Here is a 14,393-nt window from a genome sequence, read left to right on the forward strand (position 1 = left end):
CGCTGTGATCGCCCGGCCGCCCACCGGTGGCGGCACCCCCGGCCGCGGCGCCCGACGTCGCGTCCGCCGCCTCAGCGATGCGACCGGCCGGACCCGGCCCCCGGGTCCGCCTCCAGTTTCTCCTTCTCCGCCTTGAGCTTGCGCCACACCGTGCCGAGGGCCTCGATGTCGTGCTCGTCGAGGAGGTCGGTGAAGACCGGCGCGAGGACCTCACGGCGGGTGGCGTCGGCCTCCTCGAAGACGCGGCGGCCCTCGGCGGTGAGCGAGACCTCCACCGACCGCGCGTCACGCGCCGACGGCGTACGGGTCACCAGCCCCCGGGACTGGAGCGCGTCCACGACCCGGGACACCTGGCTGCGACTGAGCATGGTGCTGTTGCCCAGGACGGAGGCCGGCACGGGCTCGGGGCTGGACGCCAGCCACAGCATCACCTCGAACCACGACACCGGCAGATCGTGCGCTTTCGCCAGGGCCCGGTCCACACGCTCGGTCATCACCGTGCCCGCCCAGACCAGCCCGTAGAAGGCGTAGTCCGCGGCGGGCATCTCGGCCTGGGGCAGCTTCTTCGGCATGGATCAAGTATAGGCGAGTTGCGTGCACGCACACATAAAGCTATGTTGTGTGTGCACGCACATAACTGATCGTGAAAGGCCCCGCCATGTCCACCACCCCGTCCTCCCCCTCGCCCGTCACGCCGTCCACCGCCCCCCGCACCGTCCTCATCACCGGGACCTCCTCCGGTATCGGCCTCGCCGCCGCCGTCGCCGCCGCCCGGGCGGGCTGGCGTACGGTCGCCACCCTCCGCGACACCTCCCGCGCCGACGCGCTGCGCCAGGCCGCCGCCGAAGCGGGCGTCGAGCTGGACATCCGGCAGCTCGACGTGACCGACGAAGCGTCCGTCACCGCCGCCGTCGACGGGGTGCTCGGCGACTACGGCCGCCTTGACGCCGTCGTCAACAACGCGGGCGCCGGCCACCTCGGCACCCTGGAGAACGACACCGTGGAAGACATCCGCAAGGTGATGGAGGTCAACTTCTTCGGCGTGCTGACCGTCTCCAAGGCCGCACTGCCGCACCTGCGCGCCACCGGCGGCCGGCTGATCACCGTCACCAGCGTCGGCGGTGTCGTCGGCCAGCCGTTCAACGAGGCCTACTGCGCCGCCAAGTTCGCCGTCGAGGGCTACATGGAGAGCCTCGCCCCCGTCGCGCGGACGCTGGGGGTCAGCGTGTCCGTCGTGGAACCCGGTGCCGTGGCCACCGAGTTCGTGAACAACCTCGGTGTCGACCTCGGCGCCGCCATCGACGCCGGTCCCTACACCGCCGCGCTGCACAGCTACATCGACCGCACCACCAAGCAGTTCCTGGACGGCAGCGCCCAGACCCCGGCCGGGGCGGCGGAGGCGGTCATGGAGGCTCTGCACTCCGACCGGCCCGCCTTCCGGATCCAGACCACCGACTGGGCCCGCAGCTTCGTCGGCACGAAGCTGACCGACGTCGACGGCTCCGCCGTACAGGACCTCACCACCGCCTGGGTCGCCTGAGCGAACTCGTCGTGCGTACGTCGTCCGGCCGGCGGGCCGGTGGGACGGGTGGCCGCGTCACTCCGTGCCGTAGTACAGCCGGAGGAACTCCTCCATCGCCGCGTCGACGCCGGCGCGGTCACCGGTGGTGAGCAGGTCGAGCAGCAGTCCGCGGACGGTGGCGAGTCCCAGCCTGGCGCGCCTTCGGGCCGCGGCGGGGTCCGCCCCGCCGGCCGTCTCGGCGGCCACGAGCGGCTCCAGCCAGTCCGTCATGAGTCCTTCGAGGACACGGACGGCCTCGGGACCGCCCCGCAGCGCGTCCACGTTGATCTCGAAGAAGAGCCGCTCCTGACCGGCCGTCGCCGGGTCTGTCAACTGCCGCCAGAGCAGGCGCGCGACATCGACGGGCGAGCGTCCGGGCTCCAGACGCAGCCGTGTCAGCAGATCGCGCTGACGCCGCTCCGACTCCCTGACGATCTCGGCGAGCAGCTGTTCCTTGGAGCCGAAGTAGTGGATCAGCATGCGGTGGCTGACACCGATCGCGGCGCCCAGCCGGCGCAGGCTCAGATCCGCGATGCCGTGTGCCGCGACATGGTCGACGGCCGCGTCCACCAGTCGAGCGCGCCGGTCTCCGTCCCTGCCGCGCGCGGCCTCGCCCGCGGAACGCCCGTCGTCGTCATTCGCCACGACACGAGCGTACCAATTGGTACATGACGCATGTACCGTGTGGTACATGAAGTCTGTCACCGTGTCGATCGACGTACCGCAGACGCCCGAGCAGGTCTACGACTTCCTCGATGTCATCGCTCACCACGAGCGGTTCACGAACCACTACCTCACCGACTGGCGCTACAGCGGCCCCGGCCGGGGCGTCGGATCGTGCGCCACGGTCACCGCCGCGCTCGGCGGCACGAAGACCGAGGTCACCATCGAGGTCGTGGCGGCCGACGCACCCCGGCGCATCGTCGAACGCAACGTCAGCGCGGCCGGACGACGTCTGGCCCACGGCGTCTACACCATCGAACCGCTGCCGGCCGGCGGGAGCCGTGTCTCATTCACGTACACCTGGGCGCGGGCTCCTCTCGCCGACCGCCTGGTGGCGCCCGCCGTCCGGGCCACGATGCGGCGCGCCAACCGCAGGGTCATGCAACGCCTGGCCGCCGAGTTGGCTCGTCAGACGTCCGCTGCCGGCTCCTGACGACGGTGCGGCGGTGCGGCGCGAGACCCGGGTGCAGCGGCCCGCAGAAACTGGAGGCGCAGGTTCCACTGCTGATTCCGCGGGACCGCTGCATTGGTCATCTACCCTCCGGTGCGTCCGATACGCCCGATCCTTCCCAGCCACGTCGGCAGGACACTTCCGTGCCCGCACAGCGCGGGCCTTCCGACCGGGTGCGGCCGGTCACGACTTCGCACCGGGCGTCCAGCCGGGCGGACCGAAGAGGTGTCCGGCACGGTCGCGCCAGTGCCGGGCCGCACGGACGTCGTGCCAGGCCGCGGTGTACTCGTGGAAGGCGACCCGCAGCGGGTTGTACGTGCCGACGTTCTTCGTGAGGCCGTACTCCACGCGCTCGCCCTCCGGCTCGAAGGTGCGGAAGAGCCGGTCCCACACGATCAGGATGCCGCCGTAGTTGCGGTCCAGGTACACGTTGTTGGAGCCGTGGTGGACGCGGTGGTGGGAGGGGGTGTTGAAGACCAGTTCCACCGGCCGCCACAGTCTGCCCACGCGCTCGGTGTGCAGGAAGAACTGGTAGACGAGGCTGACGGCCTGCTGGATCAGGATCATCCACGGTGGTATGCCGAGCAGCGCCAGGGGCAGCCAGAACGGCAGTCCCGTCATCGGCGTCCAGCTCTGGCGCAGGGCGGTGGACAGGTTGAAGCGGAGGCTGGAGTGGTGGACCACATGGCTCGCCCAGAGCACCCGCACCCGGTGGTGGGCACGGTGGAAGGTGTAGTACGCCAGGTCGTCGGCGAAGAGGAGCAGCAGCCAAGTCCAGGCGGACGAGGGCGAAAGGTGCCAGGGGGCGAGGGTGAAGACGGCCGCGTACAGCAGGATCGTCGCCGCCTTCCACGGCACCGCGATGACCTGGCTGCCCGCGCCCATCGACATGCTGGTCACGGTGTCGCGCAGTTCGTAACCGCGTTCGTCGTCGTCCGGCAGGAAGCGGTAGGACAGCGCCTCGACGACGACCAGGAGCACGAACGCGGGTACCGCGTAGACCACGGCCGGGATCATCTCAGCGCACCGCCTTCCGGTGTGCCGCGGGCACGCTGCGGGACAGCAGCTCGCGCGCCAGCCGTTCGGCCGCCGCCGCCTCCCGTGCCTCGATGTGGGCCGCGAGCCGCAGATGGGTCTCCACGTCGAGGAGTTCGGCGGTCCGCAGGTCGTCGGGCACGTGCGCGACCGGCAGCGCACCGTCCACCAGGCTGTTGAAGGCCAGCAGGTAGGCCACGTTCCCGGAGCCCTCCACGATCAGCCGCCACCAGGCGATGTCCGCCGCCGCCAGCTCCACCAGATCAGGCCCGCTGCGCGCGTACCGGCCGGCGGCCTCGACGATCCGTGCGGCGGCCTGCCCGGAGCACCGCAGGGCGCACAGTCGGGCCGCGTCGGCACCGATGCACGCCCGCATCTCCAGGGCGTCGCGCGCCAGTTCCTCCACCGAGGGCCCGCCGTCGGCCGCCGCGATCCCCACCGCGAGGTCGAGCCCGGCACTGCGCCGCCAGTCCAGGACGAGCGTGCGGCCACCGTGGCTGACCTCCACCAGCCGTGCCTGCTGAAGCCGTTTGACCGCTTCCCGGACGGCATGCCGGTTCACACCGAACTCGGCCGCGAGGTCCCGTTCCGCGGTGAGAGGGGAGCCGGGCGGGAGTTCCCCGCCGAGGATTCTGTCGCGGAGCAGGGCGAAGAGCTGGTCCGATACCGCCTCGCGCCGGATGTGTCCGTGCACCATGGCGCTCAGCGTGGACGGGCCGCGTCAACTGGTCAACTGGTTGGACCGGATCCGCTCCGCCGATTTCGGCTGATCGCTATTGGGGGGCCACTCTGCAGGCACTCCCCGCGGTCTGTTCGGTGACACCGGCCCGGGTGAGGTCGGACACGCACTGGTCGTGGTGGCCGGTCAGGCCGACGTAGCACGCCATCCGGACGGAGTCCGGGGCCTCCCCGCCCTGCAGCTCGCGCTCGACCTGGTTGACGCAGGCCGGGATGTCCGCGTGGGCGGCGGGTGCCGCGAGAGCGGCGCCACCGAGCGCGAGGGTCACGCCGGTGAGGACACCGGCGATACGGGTCGACGTGCGCATGGGACCCACCTGCTTTCCGGGATCGTGCCGGGAATCCGCCCCGGCGGTGCCGCATCCGGGTGGCGGCGGCGCCGAACCGCGCCGGCCAGGACATCTCCCTCTTCCTTGGACGCCGAGCGGTCGCGCGCGGTTACCGCGACCTGACGGCGAAGAGCTCGACGGCGTACTGCCCCTTCGTGCCGATCCCCGTCTCCTTGAACTCGCAGTTGAGGATCGTCTCGCGGTGGCCCCGGCTGCTGGACATCCAGCCGTCCACATGGGCCTTGGAGGAGTCGTAGCCCGGTCCGGAGACGTTCTCCGAGGACCGCCCCGCGGGCGAGTAGCCGGCCTTCTCCATCCGGGACAGAGCAGTGGACCCGTCGGAGCCGTCGTGCCCGGTGAGCCCGTTCGCGGCCATGTCGTCGGCGTGGGCCTGGGCGGCCTGCATCAGCCGGGGGTCCTCCTTGAGGGGCTCGCAACCGGCCTTCTCGCGCTCGGCGTTGACCAGGGAGAGGATCTCGCCCGGCGACGACTGCCGCACGGCGCCGGTGACGGAGGCCGACGCCGCGGCGGATCCCGCCGGGGCGGCGCTCGCGTGGACCGCGCCGCCCAGCACGAGCAGCGGGGCCGTTGCGGCGGCGGCACACACCCGGCGGATTCGATGGTTCCTGGAATGCATGGAGGTTCCCCTTCGTGGAGGTGACGGAGCGCCACTCACGGCGCTCGCCTGCGGGGCGGCTCCACGGGAGCGGCCGGCGGGGCGGTGGGCGGCCTGTGCGAGACGTACGCCGTCGCGAGTGCGGGGGCGCGCCTCCTGCTCCTTCCACCGTACGACCGCAGGCGCCTCGCCACGAGCCGACGACCGGTGACGGTTTCCCCGCCCGTCGCCCGCGCGGCCGCCTCCGGCGAGATCGGAGCACACTCGCCTCAGCAGCGGTTCGCCTACCCGGCGCGGGTCGCGGGCGACGTGGTCGGCAGGGGCGAGCTTCACGTCCCCCGCGGAACACCGGGTCGGCATGGGGCCCCGGCAAGTTCGGCATGGCATGGGAAGCACGTCATCGTCACACCGCGCTGATCCGCGTCCGGATCATGCCGGACGGGTTGCCGTGCGCGTGCCCGGAGTTCCCGTGCGAGTGCCCCGAGTCACGTGGTGCTGGCGGCCGGTGGCAGGTGGACGGTCATGATCAGGTGGCAGGTCTCGTCGCCCGCGCCCCGGTAGGTGTGCGGAAGGTCGCCGTCGAAGGCGGCGGTCTGCCCGGCTTCGACGGGGTGTTCGACGCCGTCGACGAGCAGGGTCATCCGCCCGGCGGTGACGCTGACGGTCTCGACGACCCCGCCCTGGTGCGGGTGGCTGGGATATTCCTCGCCCGGTTGCAGACGCCAGCGCCACACCTCGACAGGGGCCGGTCCGGCGGTCGTCAGCATGAGCCGGGCCTCGCTGCCCCGCTCCCCCGCCCACAGGGGCATCACGGCGTCGGCGGACACCACGCGGACGCGGTCCTGCGCCGGTCCCTCCATGAGGGCGGACACCGAGATACCAAGGGTGTCGGCGAGCCGGACCAGGGTGGCGAAGTTCGGGTTGCCCTGCGCCTTCTCCAGCCCGACCAGGGCGCCCTTGCTGACCTTGGCGCGCCGGCCGAGCTCGTCCAGGGACAGGCCCGCACGAGTCCGGGCCGCCCTGACGTTCCGCGCGAGCGTGCGCAGAGCCGCCTCTGTCTCGGCCACCTGATCACCATCCCCAACGAGCCGACCACTGCAATGTACCGTCCGGTCATTTGGTTGACAAAGGGCGGTCGTTTCATTGTACGGTCAAGTCGTTCTACTGAGAAACTCCGAGGACCGTACCGTGATCGCTCTCCTGCTGGCTCTGGGCAGCTCCCTCGCCTACGGCTGCGCCGACTTCCTGGGCGGCCTCGGCGCCCGCCGGGCCCACGTCCTGCGTACCGTGCTGGTCGCCGCCCCGGCCAGCCTCGCGGTCGAGCTGCTGCTGTGGCCGGTGCTCGGTGCCTCGTTCAGCCCGGCCGCCGTGGGCTGGGGAGCCGCCTCCGGTGTCGCTTCCGCCGCCGCGTTCGCGCTGCTGTACAAGACCCTCGCCATCGGCCCGATGAACGTGCTCTCGCCGGTGACCGCACTGGTCTCCGCCGCGCTGCCCGTCGCCGTGGGCCTGCTGCAGGGCGAGCGGCTGGGTCCGGCCGGGCTGCTGGGTCTGCCGCTCGCGCTGGTGGCGGTGCTGCTGGTCAGCGCCGGGCACGGCGCGGGCTCGGCACGTCCGTCGCGGACGGCGCTGCTGCTGGCCTTCGGTGCCGGAGCAGCCATCGCCCTCCAGTTGGTCTTCCTCCACCAGGCACCGTCCGACAGCGGTGTGGCACCGCTGATCACCGGCAGAGCGGTCTCCTCGGCCGTCACGCTGGCCGCTGCCGCGCTGCTGTACCGCCGGCTCGGACCGGAGAAGCCCGCCTACGCGGTCTCGGCCGCCGCGGGTGTGCTGGACTCGGTGGCGAACCTTCTGTTCCTGCTCGCCGCCCGCAGCGGTGACCTGACCGTCGTCGCCGTGGTCACCGCCCTCTATCCGGCCGGCACGATGCTGCTCGCCCGCGGGGTGCTCGCCGAGCGCATCCACCGCGGGCAGCTCGTCGGCCTGGGCGCCGCCGCCGTCGCCGTCAGCCTCCTCGCCCTCACCTGAGCGACTCACCACCAAGGAGCACCCCATGTTCGTCCACCCCTGGGACGCCGCACTGGACGACGCCGAGTGGCAGGCCTGGATCGCCGACGGCCACGACTTCGGGCAGCTCAGCGTCAACGGTCCGCCCGGCCGGGCGCCCGTCGTCGTCCCCACCCACTTCAGCCGCGACGACACCCGGCTGCTGATCCACCTGGCCCGGCCCAACCCGGTCTGGGAAGCCATCGAGCACGACCCCGCGGTCACCCTCACCGTCATCGGCGACTACGCCTTCGTCCCCGGCCCGTGGCGCGCCGAGCCCGGTACCCCGCCCGGCGACGGAGTGCCCACCAGTTACTACGCGGCCGTGCAGTTCACCTGCCGCGCCCATGTCGTCGACGCCCCCGAGGCCAAGGCCGAGCTGCTGCGCCGTCAGATGGCCCACTTCCAGCCGGACGGCGACCACGCTCCCATCGACGTCGGCCGGCCGCCCTACGGACGGATGCTGCCCGGCATCCGGGGCCTGGAACTGGAAGTCGTGGACGTGCGGGCCAAGTTCAAGTACGACGACCACAAACCCGTCGGGCACCGCACCGCCGTCGCCGAGCGCCTCACCGAGCGCGGCCTGGGCCTCGACGTGCCCACCGCGCGCGGGCAGCTGCGCCGCCTGGACCGCATCGGCTCGTGGAAGCCCTGACCCCCGCCCCAGCACGCGCACGAAACAGGACATCTCTCATGACCTCCTTCCGTATCGGTCCCGCCGTCGCCGACGCCTTCCCCGACACCCTCATCGCCCTGGTCACCGCCACCGGCCTGCGCGGTCGCGAACCGTGGCCGGGCACCATCGCCGCCATGGCGGACCTGGAGCAGCAGCTCGCCGACGGCAGCCTGCGGCCCGCCGACGAGACCGACCCGCGCATCGGGGCGTGGCACACCGCCTACCGTTCCTTCGGCACCAACCCCCGCCGCATCCGCCCCAGCGTCGACGCCCTCGGCCGCCGCCTCGCCAAGAGGGGCTCACTGCCGCGTATCAACCCGGCCGTCGACTCGTACAACACGGTCTCCGTCCGCCACGCGCTGCCCGCCGGTGCCTTCGACCTCGACCAAGTCAGCGGCGACGTCGACATCCGGCACGCGGACGGCAGTGAGGTCTTCACTCCGCTCGGCGAACCCGACACCGTGGAGAACCCCAAGCCCGGCGAGATCATCTACGCCGACGCCGCCGGAGTACTGACCCGCCACTGGAACCACCGCGACGCCCACCGCACCCGCGTCACCGAGGACTCCGCCCACGTCGTCTTCGTCCTCGAAACCGTGCACGCCACCGACGACGGTCACGCGCTCACAACGGCCGCCGAGGAACTCCAGGGCCTGCTCGTGCCGCACAGCACGCAGACCCGGGTGTACTACCTCAGCCCGGCCCAGCCCCACCTCACCGTGTGAGCCCCTCGGGCGGGGGTCCGGCGCACGGCTGCCGGAGTGCCGCGGCCGTACTCGGGGACCGACCGCGGCACCCCACCCCAGGGCACTACCCACGCACAGCCCCAAGTGCCCTGCCCGGCAAGGCGCATGCGGAACCGAACGGGTGAGCCGGGCCACGCCGCCGGCTCACAGACCGACGGTGGCCCTGCGCTGCGCCTGTTCGAACTCGGCGAGAGGATCGCCGCCGATCTCCCAGGGCCAGGCGGTGACGACCCCACCGATCGCCTCGAACACCCCCCGGGCCTCGGCACGGCGGTCGCCGGCCATCAGCGCGTAGGCCAGGAGGTTCAGGTCGGCGAGCGCCTTGGCGTGACGCAGGAATCCCGGCTGCCCCCAGGTGTGCGCCACCCTGTCGAGCGCCTGGGCGCCCATCCCCTGGGACCAGTGGGTCCGCGCCACCAACGCCTCGTAGCCACCCCGGCCGAGGATGGCCTGGTACTGCAGGACCTGGGCGGTGAGTTCCGTGGCCACACAGGGTGCGTTGGCGGGCACTCGGGCGACCAGCGCGTCGACGAAGTCCAGGACCTGCAGCCGGGAGCCCCCTTCTTCCGGAGTGAGATAGGCCAGCATGTTCAGGTACGCCTCGCGGTTCCAGCGGTCCCGCGCGAGCACCTCGTTCCATATGCCGAACACCTGGGGCTGCCTCCAGCGTTCCCGGCGCGCCACCTTGAGCAGGGCCACCCAGGGGACGGGATCGTCCGGCGCGAGTTCGGCGGCGCGCAGACAGCTCTGTGCGGCGTCGGACGTGTCGCCCCCCTGGCCGTGGGTGCGGGCCTGCGCGACCTGGGTCCAGGCGTGGAGGACGAGTGCGGTCGCGTTGCCGGGCTCGCGCGCGGCCCACGACTTCGGCAGGTGGGACGCGGAGAGGAAGTCGGCCAGAACGCCGATGCGGTGGGTGCGGCGGTCCCGGTCGCCCGGGTCCTGGTCCAGGAGCCGGGACAGCTGCGCCATGCACAGGTCGGTGGTGGCGATGGTGCCTGTCCTGGTCGTCGCCAGCAGGGACTTCAGCAGCCTGCCCAGTTCCTGGTCGTCGAGTTCCGGTGCGAGACGGGCTCGTTTGCGGCGGCTTGAAAGAATTCCCATGGCCGGAGGCTAGAACGGATCACACTCCTCGCAAGGGCTGCGCCGAGATCGTTACCGATCGTACTCCCGCCGGCACGCAGGGCGCCCGTCTCCTGTGCCCCGGCGGCACGGGCCGGCCGGCGGTCATGGGACGGGGTGCCCGAACCGGCCGTTCCCGGCTCGGCTACGCTCGGCGGAGGTTCACTCCGTGTTCCGGGCACATCGCGGCCCGATCGCCGTTCGGGAGACGTCAACGCATGGCCACGCCACCATCGCCGCCCGGGGCGGAGCGGACCGGCGGGTCCGCCGTCCGGATCGGCACTCTCGTTCCGCTGACCCGGCCCGGCTGGGTCGGGGCAGGACAACACCTGCTCGCGGGACTCGAGTTGGCCGTCCGTGAAGTCAACGACGCGGGCGGGATCGCCGGGCGCCCGCTGGAAATGGTGGTCCGGGACACCGCGGCCGACCCGCAGAGGGCCGCGGCGGCCGTGGAGGAACTGGCCGCCCTGGGCGTGGCCGCCTTGGCCGGGGAGTACCACAGCGTCGTCGCTCGCGCCGCCGCTGCGAGGGCCGACGCGCTCGGCCTGCCGTACCTCTGCTCGTCAGCGGTTCTCGACGCGCTCACCGGACAGCCGACGAACTGGGTCGCGCGCATCGCCCCGGCGCAGTCCCACGGCTGGCGCGTCTACGCGGACTTCCTCCTCGCCGCGGGACACAGGCGAGTCGCCGTGGCCGCCCAGCCGAGCGTCTACTGGGCGTCCGGGGCCCGTATTCTGCGGGACCGTCTGCGTCCGCGGGGCGGCACCGTCGTCGAGCTCGACATGGCGGCGCTCGCTCCCACAGCGGTGTGCGACGAACTCGTCGACAGCCGTGCGACAGCCCTCCTTCTTCTCGTCGGCCACCCGGAGCCGGCGGTGCCGATCGTCAGGTCCGTCCGCCGCGACCGGCGCCTCGGCGAGGTGATGATCGGTGCTCCGGCCGGACAACCGGAGTTCGCCGAATGGGCGTCGCTGCTGGGCGGCGACGGCGCCGCGATCCCGTTCCTGCGCTACCTGCCCGAGCGCCTCGGCCCACTGGGTGCACGGGTCGAGGCGGCCCTTCGTGAGCGGCTGGCCGAAGCGCCCTCCTTCGTCGCCTTCGAGGGCTACGACACGATCACCGTCCTCGCCGAGGTGCTGCGTTCTCAGGGCGTTGACCGGGCCCGCACGGCCGCGGCCTGGCCGCGCGTGGCAGTCGAAGGCACCCGCGGGCAGATCCGGTTCTCCCGCGGGCCAGGCATCGGCGTCTGGCAATGGGCCCGGCCCCCGATCCAGGTCGCCGACCGGGATCCGGTGGCGCCCGATCGCTTCCGGATCCTCCACGTCGGCTGAGGGACGCACGCGGGCCTGACTCCCCGCGGATGCCGCCCGGCGGCCGATGGCTGCCGTGCGCGGCGGGGCTATGCCGCTTTCTGGGAGGCGGCGGCTTCGGGGCGCAGGTCGTCGAGGGTGAGCTGGTGCGAGGGGGGATCGGGCAGGATCACCCGGCGGTCGGTGTGCAGGGCGGGGCCGACGTGGAGGAGTTCGCCGGGCTCCATCAGGCGCCAGTGGGGATTGTCGTCCATCCGTTCGCTGGCGACGACGACGGCGGGGTGGTCGGCGAGATGCTCTGAGTGGACGCGCATGCGGCCGTGGCTGCCGCTGTGGTCCAGATGGCGGCTTCCGTACTGGCCGCCCGCCTGACGCTCGAGCACATACAGCTCATGGGTCGCCGGGTAGCGCAACGCCCACAGCTCATCAGGGGTGATCAGGACCAGGTTGAGGGCGAAGACGGGCAGGTTCCGGGTGATCCAGTGAGCGGCGCGCTCGATGCCGGCGGTGACGTCACCGTCGTGCTGACGTGTCTCCCGGGTGATCAGAGCGAAGAACCGCTCGGAGTCGGTGTCGCCCCCGACCAGGGACCGGTCGTCACCCAGACGGGCATCGAGCTGGTCCAGGCCCTCGATGACACCGTTGTGAGCGAACAGCCGGCCGTCCTGCTGGAAGGGATGGGTGTTGCGGGGGTCCAGGCCGCCGGTGGAGGCGAAGCGCACGTGCGCGAGGAAGGTGGCGGACTGCACCTGCCGGGCGTCCTCGGCGAAGGTGCGGTCCCGGTAGGCCGCGATGGGGGCCTTGTCGATGTGGGGGGTGCCGTCGGCGGCGAAGTACCCGAGGCCGGTGCCGTCCGGGTCGCGACGGCTCTGCCGGCTGAGGCTGTCGGGTGCGTCCAGGAGCCAGAAGGTGGCGTGGGTGCGGTTCGGGGCGCTGCTGAGGCCGAACAGGCGGCACACGACTTCCTCCTCCGTCGCCGGACAGGCCGATTGTGGCAGCCGGCGGAGGGCACCGCCCGGCGACGGGCCGGGCGGTGTGGCGCTGTGTACTCGTCCTCGTACCCGGCCTCGACCGGACCACCCGGCCTCGACCGGACCGGCCACGGGCCGCCTTCACAGCCGCCAGAACGCGCGCAGGGCGGTGACGAGCGCGTCCGGAGCCTCTTCCGCCATGTGGTGTCCGGACTCGATCGGGCCACCCTCCAGGCGGTCGCCCGCCCAGTCGCGCCAGACGCCCAGTACGTCGCCGTAGAGGTCGGCCATGTCGTCACGGGTGGCCCACAGGACCTGCAGCGGGCATCCGACCCGTCGGCCTGCCTGCCGGTCGGCGTCGTCGTGCTCCCGGTCGATGCCGAGCCCGGCCCGGTAGTCCTCGCACATCGCGTGCACGGTGGCCGGGTCGTGGATCGCGCGACGGTAGTCCTCGTAAGCTTCCGCGCCCATCTGCTCCGCGGTGCCCCGGTACCAGGCGTCGGGGTCGGCGCTGATGACGCGTTCGGCGGGCTTGTCGGTCTGTCCGAGGAAGAACCAGTGCCACCACTTGGCGGCGAACGTCGCGTCGCAGCGCCGCAGCGCCTCCCCGATGGGGACGGCGTCGAGCACGCTGAGGGCGGACACCGCCTGGGGATGGTCCAGGGCGAGGCGAGTGGCCACGTACGCGCCCCGGTCGTGTCCGACGACGGCGAAACGGTCGTGTCCGAGGTGGCGCATCACCGCCACGCAGTCACCGGCCATGGCGCGCTTGGAGTAAGGGCGGTGCCGCCGGTCGGGGGTTTCTCGGACTCGCCGTAGCCGCGCAGATCGGGGCAGACGACGGTGTGCCCGGCCGCGGCCAGCAGCGGGGCGACGCGGTGCCACGTCGCGTGTGTGCGCGGATGGCCGTGCAGGAGCAGCACGGGCGAGCCCTGCCCGCCGTGGCGGACGCGCAGCCGCGCCCCGTCGCCCTGGCATCGCGTCAGCTCGAAGCCGTCGAACACGTCGCCTCCTCCGGCTCGGGTATCCGCTGTTCCGGCACGAGCGGTCCCCTGCCGTCGATGGGTCGGAGCCCGCCGCGGGTGCGGCGGGCTCCGTCGAGCGGTGGGCCTCAGTTCGTGGTGAGCATGCCTTCACGCAGCCGGGCCAGTGTGCGCGACAGGAGCCGGGAGACGTGCATCTGGGAGACGCCCAGGCGTTCGCCGATCTGGGCCTGGGTCAGTTCCTCCACGAACCGCATGTGGATGATCTGCCGGTCCCGCTCTTCGAGCCCGGCGATCAGCGGCGCCAGCGCGTGGAAGTCCTCAACCAGTTCCAGCGCCTGGTCCTCGCTGCCGATGAAGTCCTGGAGGACGGCCTCGCCGTCCTCGCTGCCGCCGATCGTGGCGTCCAGGGAGGAGGAGTTGTAGCCGTTGGCGGCCAGGCGCGCCTCGCGTACCTCGTCCTCGGGCAGGCTCATCAGCTCCGACAGTTCCCTGTCCGTCGGGATACGGCCCAGCCGGCTGCGGAGTTCCTCCGTGGCGCGGGCGAGCTGGACGCGGGCCTCCTGCAGGCGGCGCGGTACGTGGACGGCCCAGGTGGTGTCGCGGAAGAACCGCTTGATCTCGCCCACGATGTAGGGGATGGCGAAGGAGGTGAACTCCGTCTCCCGGGTCAGCTCGAACCGGTCGATGGCCTTGATCAGGCCGATCATGCCGACCTGGACGATGTCCTCCATCTCCTCCGGACCGCGGCTGCGGAAGCGGCCGGCCGCGAAGCGGACCAGGGACATGTTCATCTCGATCAGCGTGTTGCGGGCGTAGCTGTACTCGGCCGTGCCCTCCTCCAGCAACGCCAGCTGCCGGAAGAACAGCCGGGACAGCTCGCGGGCGTCCTTGGGCGCCACTTGTGAGGGGTCCACGACCTCCGGCAGTCCGGCCATCCGCGTATCCGTCGCCGGCATGCTCATGAGCGCCATGAATAAACCCCTCCCGAGATCGAGCCCTTGCCAGTGCCGGCCGTGAAACGGCCGGCAGAGCCGCGGTTACCCCCTTTTCCTCCACCCATGCCTGTCCGCACACGAACGGATGCGACGG

General features: G+C 72.0%; 16 protein-coding genes and 1 pseudogene. 6 read left to right on the forward strand and 11 right to left on the reverse strand.

The window, feature by feature from the left end; translation table 11 throughout:
- Positions 1-71 precede the first annotated feature (71 nt).
- Positions 72-572: a MarR family transcriptional regulator gene (locus tag AB0B40_RS13115; RefSeq protein WP_362263918.1), complete on the reverse strand. Its 501-nt coding sequence runs from the start codon at positions 570-572 to the stop codon at positions 72-74.
- Between the two features lie 86 nt (positions 573-658).
- Between AB0B40_RS13115 and AB0B40_RS13120 the strand changes: the two genes are divergently transcribed.
- Positions 659-1,540 (forward strand): SDR family oxidoreductase, encoded by an 882-nt coding sequence (locus AB0B40_RS13120; protein ID WP_362263919.1) that lies wholly within the window; start codon positions 659-661, stop codon positions 1,538-1,540.
- Positions 1,541-1,597: 57 nt separating this feature from the next.
- On the opposite strand, the gene AB0B40_RS13125 is transcribed toward AB0B40_RS13120, so the two are convergent.
- The gene (locus tag AB0B40_RS13125; protein WP_345060440.1) at positions 1,598-2,206 is read right to left on the reverse strand and encodes a TetR/AcrR family transcriptional regulator; all 609 of its coding nucleotides are present in this window, start codon (positions 2,204-2,206) and stop codon (positions 1,598-1,600) included.
- 46 nt (positions 2,207-2,252) lie between these two features.
- Here AB0B40_RS13125 and AB0B40_RS13130 point away from each other — a divergent pair, with 46 nt between their 5' ends.
- Positions 2,253-2,717, forward strand: coding sequence for an SRPBCC family protein (locus tag AB0B40_RS13130; protein WP_345060438.1), 465 nt, complete (start codon positions 2,253-2,255; stop codon positions 2,715-2,717).
- 201 nt (positions 2,718-2,918) lie between these two features.
- On the opposite strand, the gene AB0B40_RS13135 is transcribed toward AB0B40_RS13130, so the two are convergent.
- From AB0B40_RS13135 to AB0B40_RS13155, 5 genes are all read right to left on the reverse strand, one after another.
- Positions 2,919-3,752: a sterol desaturase family protein gene (locus tag AB0B40_RS13135; protein ID WP_345060436.1), complete on the reverse strand. Its 834-nt coding sequence runs from the start codon at positions 3,750-3,752 to the stop codon at positions 2,919-2,921.
- A 1-nt stretch (position 3,753) separates the two neighbouring features.
- Complete coding sequence (locus AB0B40_RS13140; protein WP_345060434.1) at positions 3,754-4,467, reverse strand: GntR family transcriptional regulator; 714 nt, start codon at positions 4,465-4,467, stop codon at positions 3,754-3,756.
- Between the two features lie 76 nt (positions 4,468-4,543).
- Positions 4,544-4,816 (reverse strand): hypothetical protein, encoded by a 273-nt coding sequence (locus tag AB0B40_RS13145; protein ID WP_345060432.1) that lies wholly within the window; start codon positions 4,814-4,816, stop codon positions 4,544-4,546.
- Positions 4,817-4,946: 130 nt separating this feature from the next.
- The gene (locus AB0B40_RS13150; RefSeq protein WP_345060430.1) at positions 4,947-5,474 is read right to left on the reverse strand and encodes a CAP domain-containing protein; all 528 of its coding nucleotides are present in this window, start codon (positions 5,472-5,474) and stop codon (positions 4,947-4,949) included.
- A 464-nt stretch (positions 5,475-5,938) separates the two neighbouring features.
- A complete protein-coding gene (locus AB0B40_RS13155; protein WP_345060428.1) occupies positions 5,939-6,520 on the reverse strand; it encodes an XRE family transcriptional regulator in 582 nt (193 codons plus the stop codon).
- Between the two features lie 121 nt (positions 6,521-6,641).
- On the opposite strand from AB0B40_RS13155, the gene AB0B40_RS13160 reads away from it, so the two are divergent.
- The 3 genes from AB0B40_RS13160 to AB0B40_RS13170 are packed head-to-tail and all read left to right on the forward strand — an operon-like array spanning position 6,642 to position 8,897.
- Entirely contained in the window at positions 6,642-7,478 is an 837-nt protein-coding gene (locus tag AB0B40_RS13160) for an EamA family transporter (protein WP_362263920.1), read from the forward strand.
- Between the two features lie 25 nt (positions 7,479-7,503).
- Positions 7,504-8,151, forward strand: a complete 648-nt coding sequence (locus AB0B40_RS13165; RefSeq protein ID WP_345060424.1) for an FMN-binding negative transcriptional regulator — start codon at positions 7,504-7,506, stop codon at positions 8,149-8,151.
- A 38-nt stretch (positions 8,152-8,189) separates the two neighbouring features.
- Entirely contained in the window at positions 8,190-8,897 is a 708-nt protein-coding gene (locus tag AB0B40_RS13170) for a phenylalanine--tRNA ligase beta subunit-related protein (RefSeq protein ID WP_345060422.1), read from the forward strand.
- A gap of 165 nt (positions 8,898-9,062) precedes the next feature.
- On the opposite strand, the gene AB0B40_RS13175 is transcribed toward AB0B40_RS13170, so the two are convergent.
- Positions 9,063-10,019, reverse strand: coding sequence for a hypothetical protein (locus AB0B40_RS13175; protein WP_345060420.1), 957 nt, complete (start codon positions 10,017-10,019; stop codon positions 9,063-9,065).
- Positions 10,020-10,255: 236 nt separating this feature from the next.
- Here AB0B40_RS13175 and AB0B40_RS13180 point away from each other — a divergent pair, with 236 nt between their 5' ends.
- A complete protein-coding gene (locus AB0B40_RS13180; RefSeq protein WP_362263921.1) occupies positions 10,256-11,368 on the forward strand; it encodes an ABC transporter substrate-binding protein in 1,113 nt (370 codons plus the stop codon).
- Between the two features lie 68 nt (positions 11,369-11,436).
- On the opposite strand, the gene AB0B40_RS13185 is transcribed toward AB0B40_RS13180, so the two are convergent.
- The 3 genes and pseudogenes from AB0B40_RS13185 to AB0B40_RS13195 all read right to left on the reverse strand — a co-directional run bounded on the left by AB0B40_RS13185 (position 11,437) and on the right by AB0B40_RS13195 (position 14,275).
- Complete coding sequence (locus AB0B40_RS13185; protein ID WP_362263922.1) at positions 11,437-12,306, reverse strand: class II glutamine amidotransferase; 870 nt, start codon at positions 12,304-12,306, stop codon at positions 11,437-11,439.
- A 153-nt stretch (positions 12,307-12,459) separates the two neighbouring features.
- A pseudogene (locus AB0B40_RS13190) lies at positions 12,460-13,322 on the reverse strand (alpha/beta hydrolase).
- A 107-nt stretch (positions 13,323-13,429) separates the two neighbouring features.
- Positions 13,430-14,275: an RNA polymerase sigma factor SigF gene (locus AB0B40_RS13195; RefSeq protein WP_345060413.1), complete on the reverse strand. Its 846-nt coding sequence runs from the start codon at positions 14,273-14,275 to the stop codon at positions 13,430-13,432.
- Between the last annotated feature and the right edge of the window lie 118 nt (positions 14,276-14,393).

Source organism: Streptomyces sp. NPDC042638, from assembly GCF_040647235.1.
Lineage (GTDB): Bacteria > Actinomycetota > Actinomycetes > Streptomycetales > Streptomycetaceae > Streptomyces > Streptomyces rameus.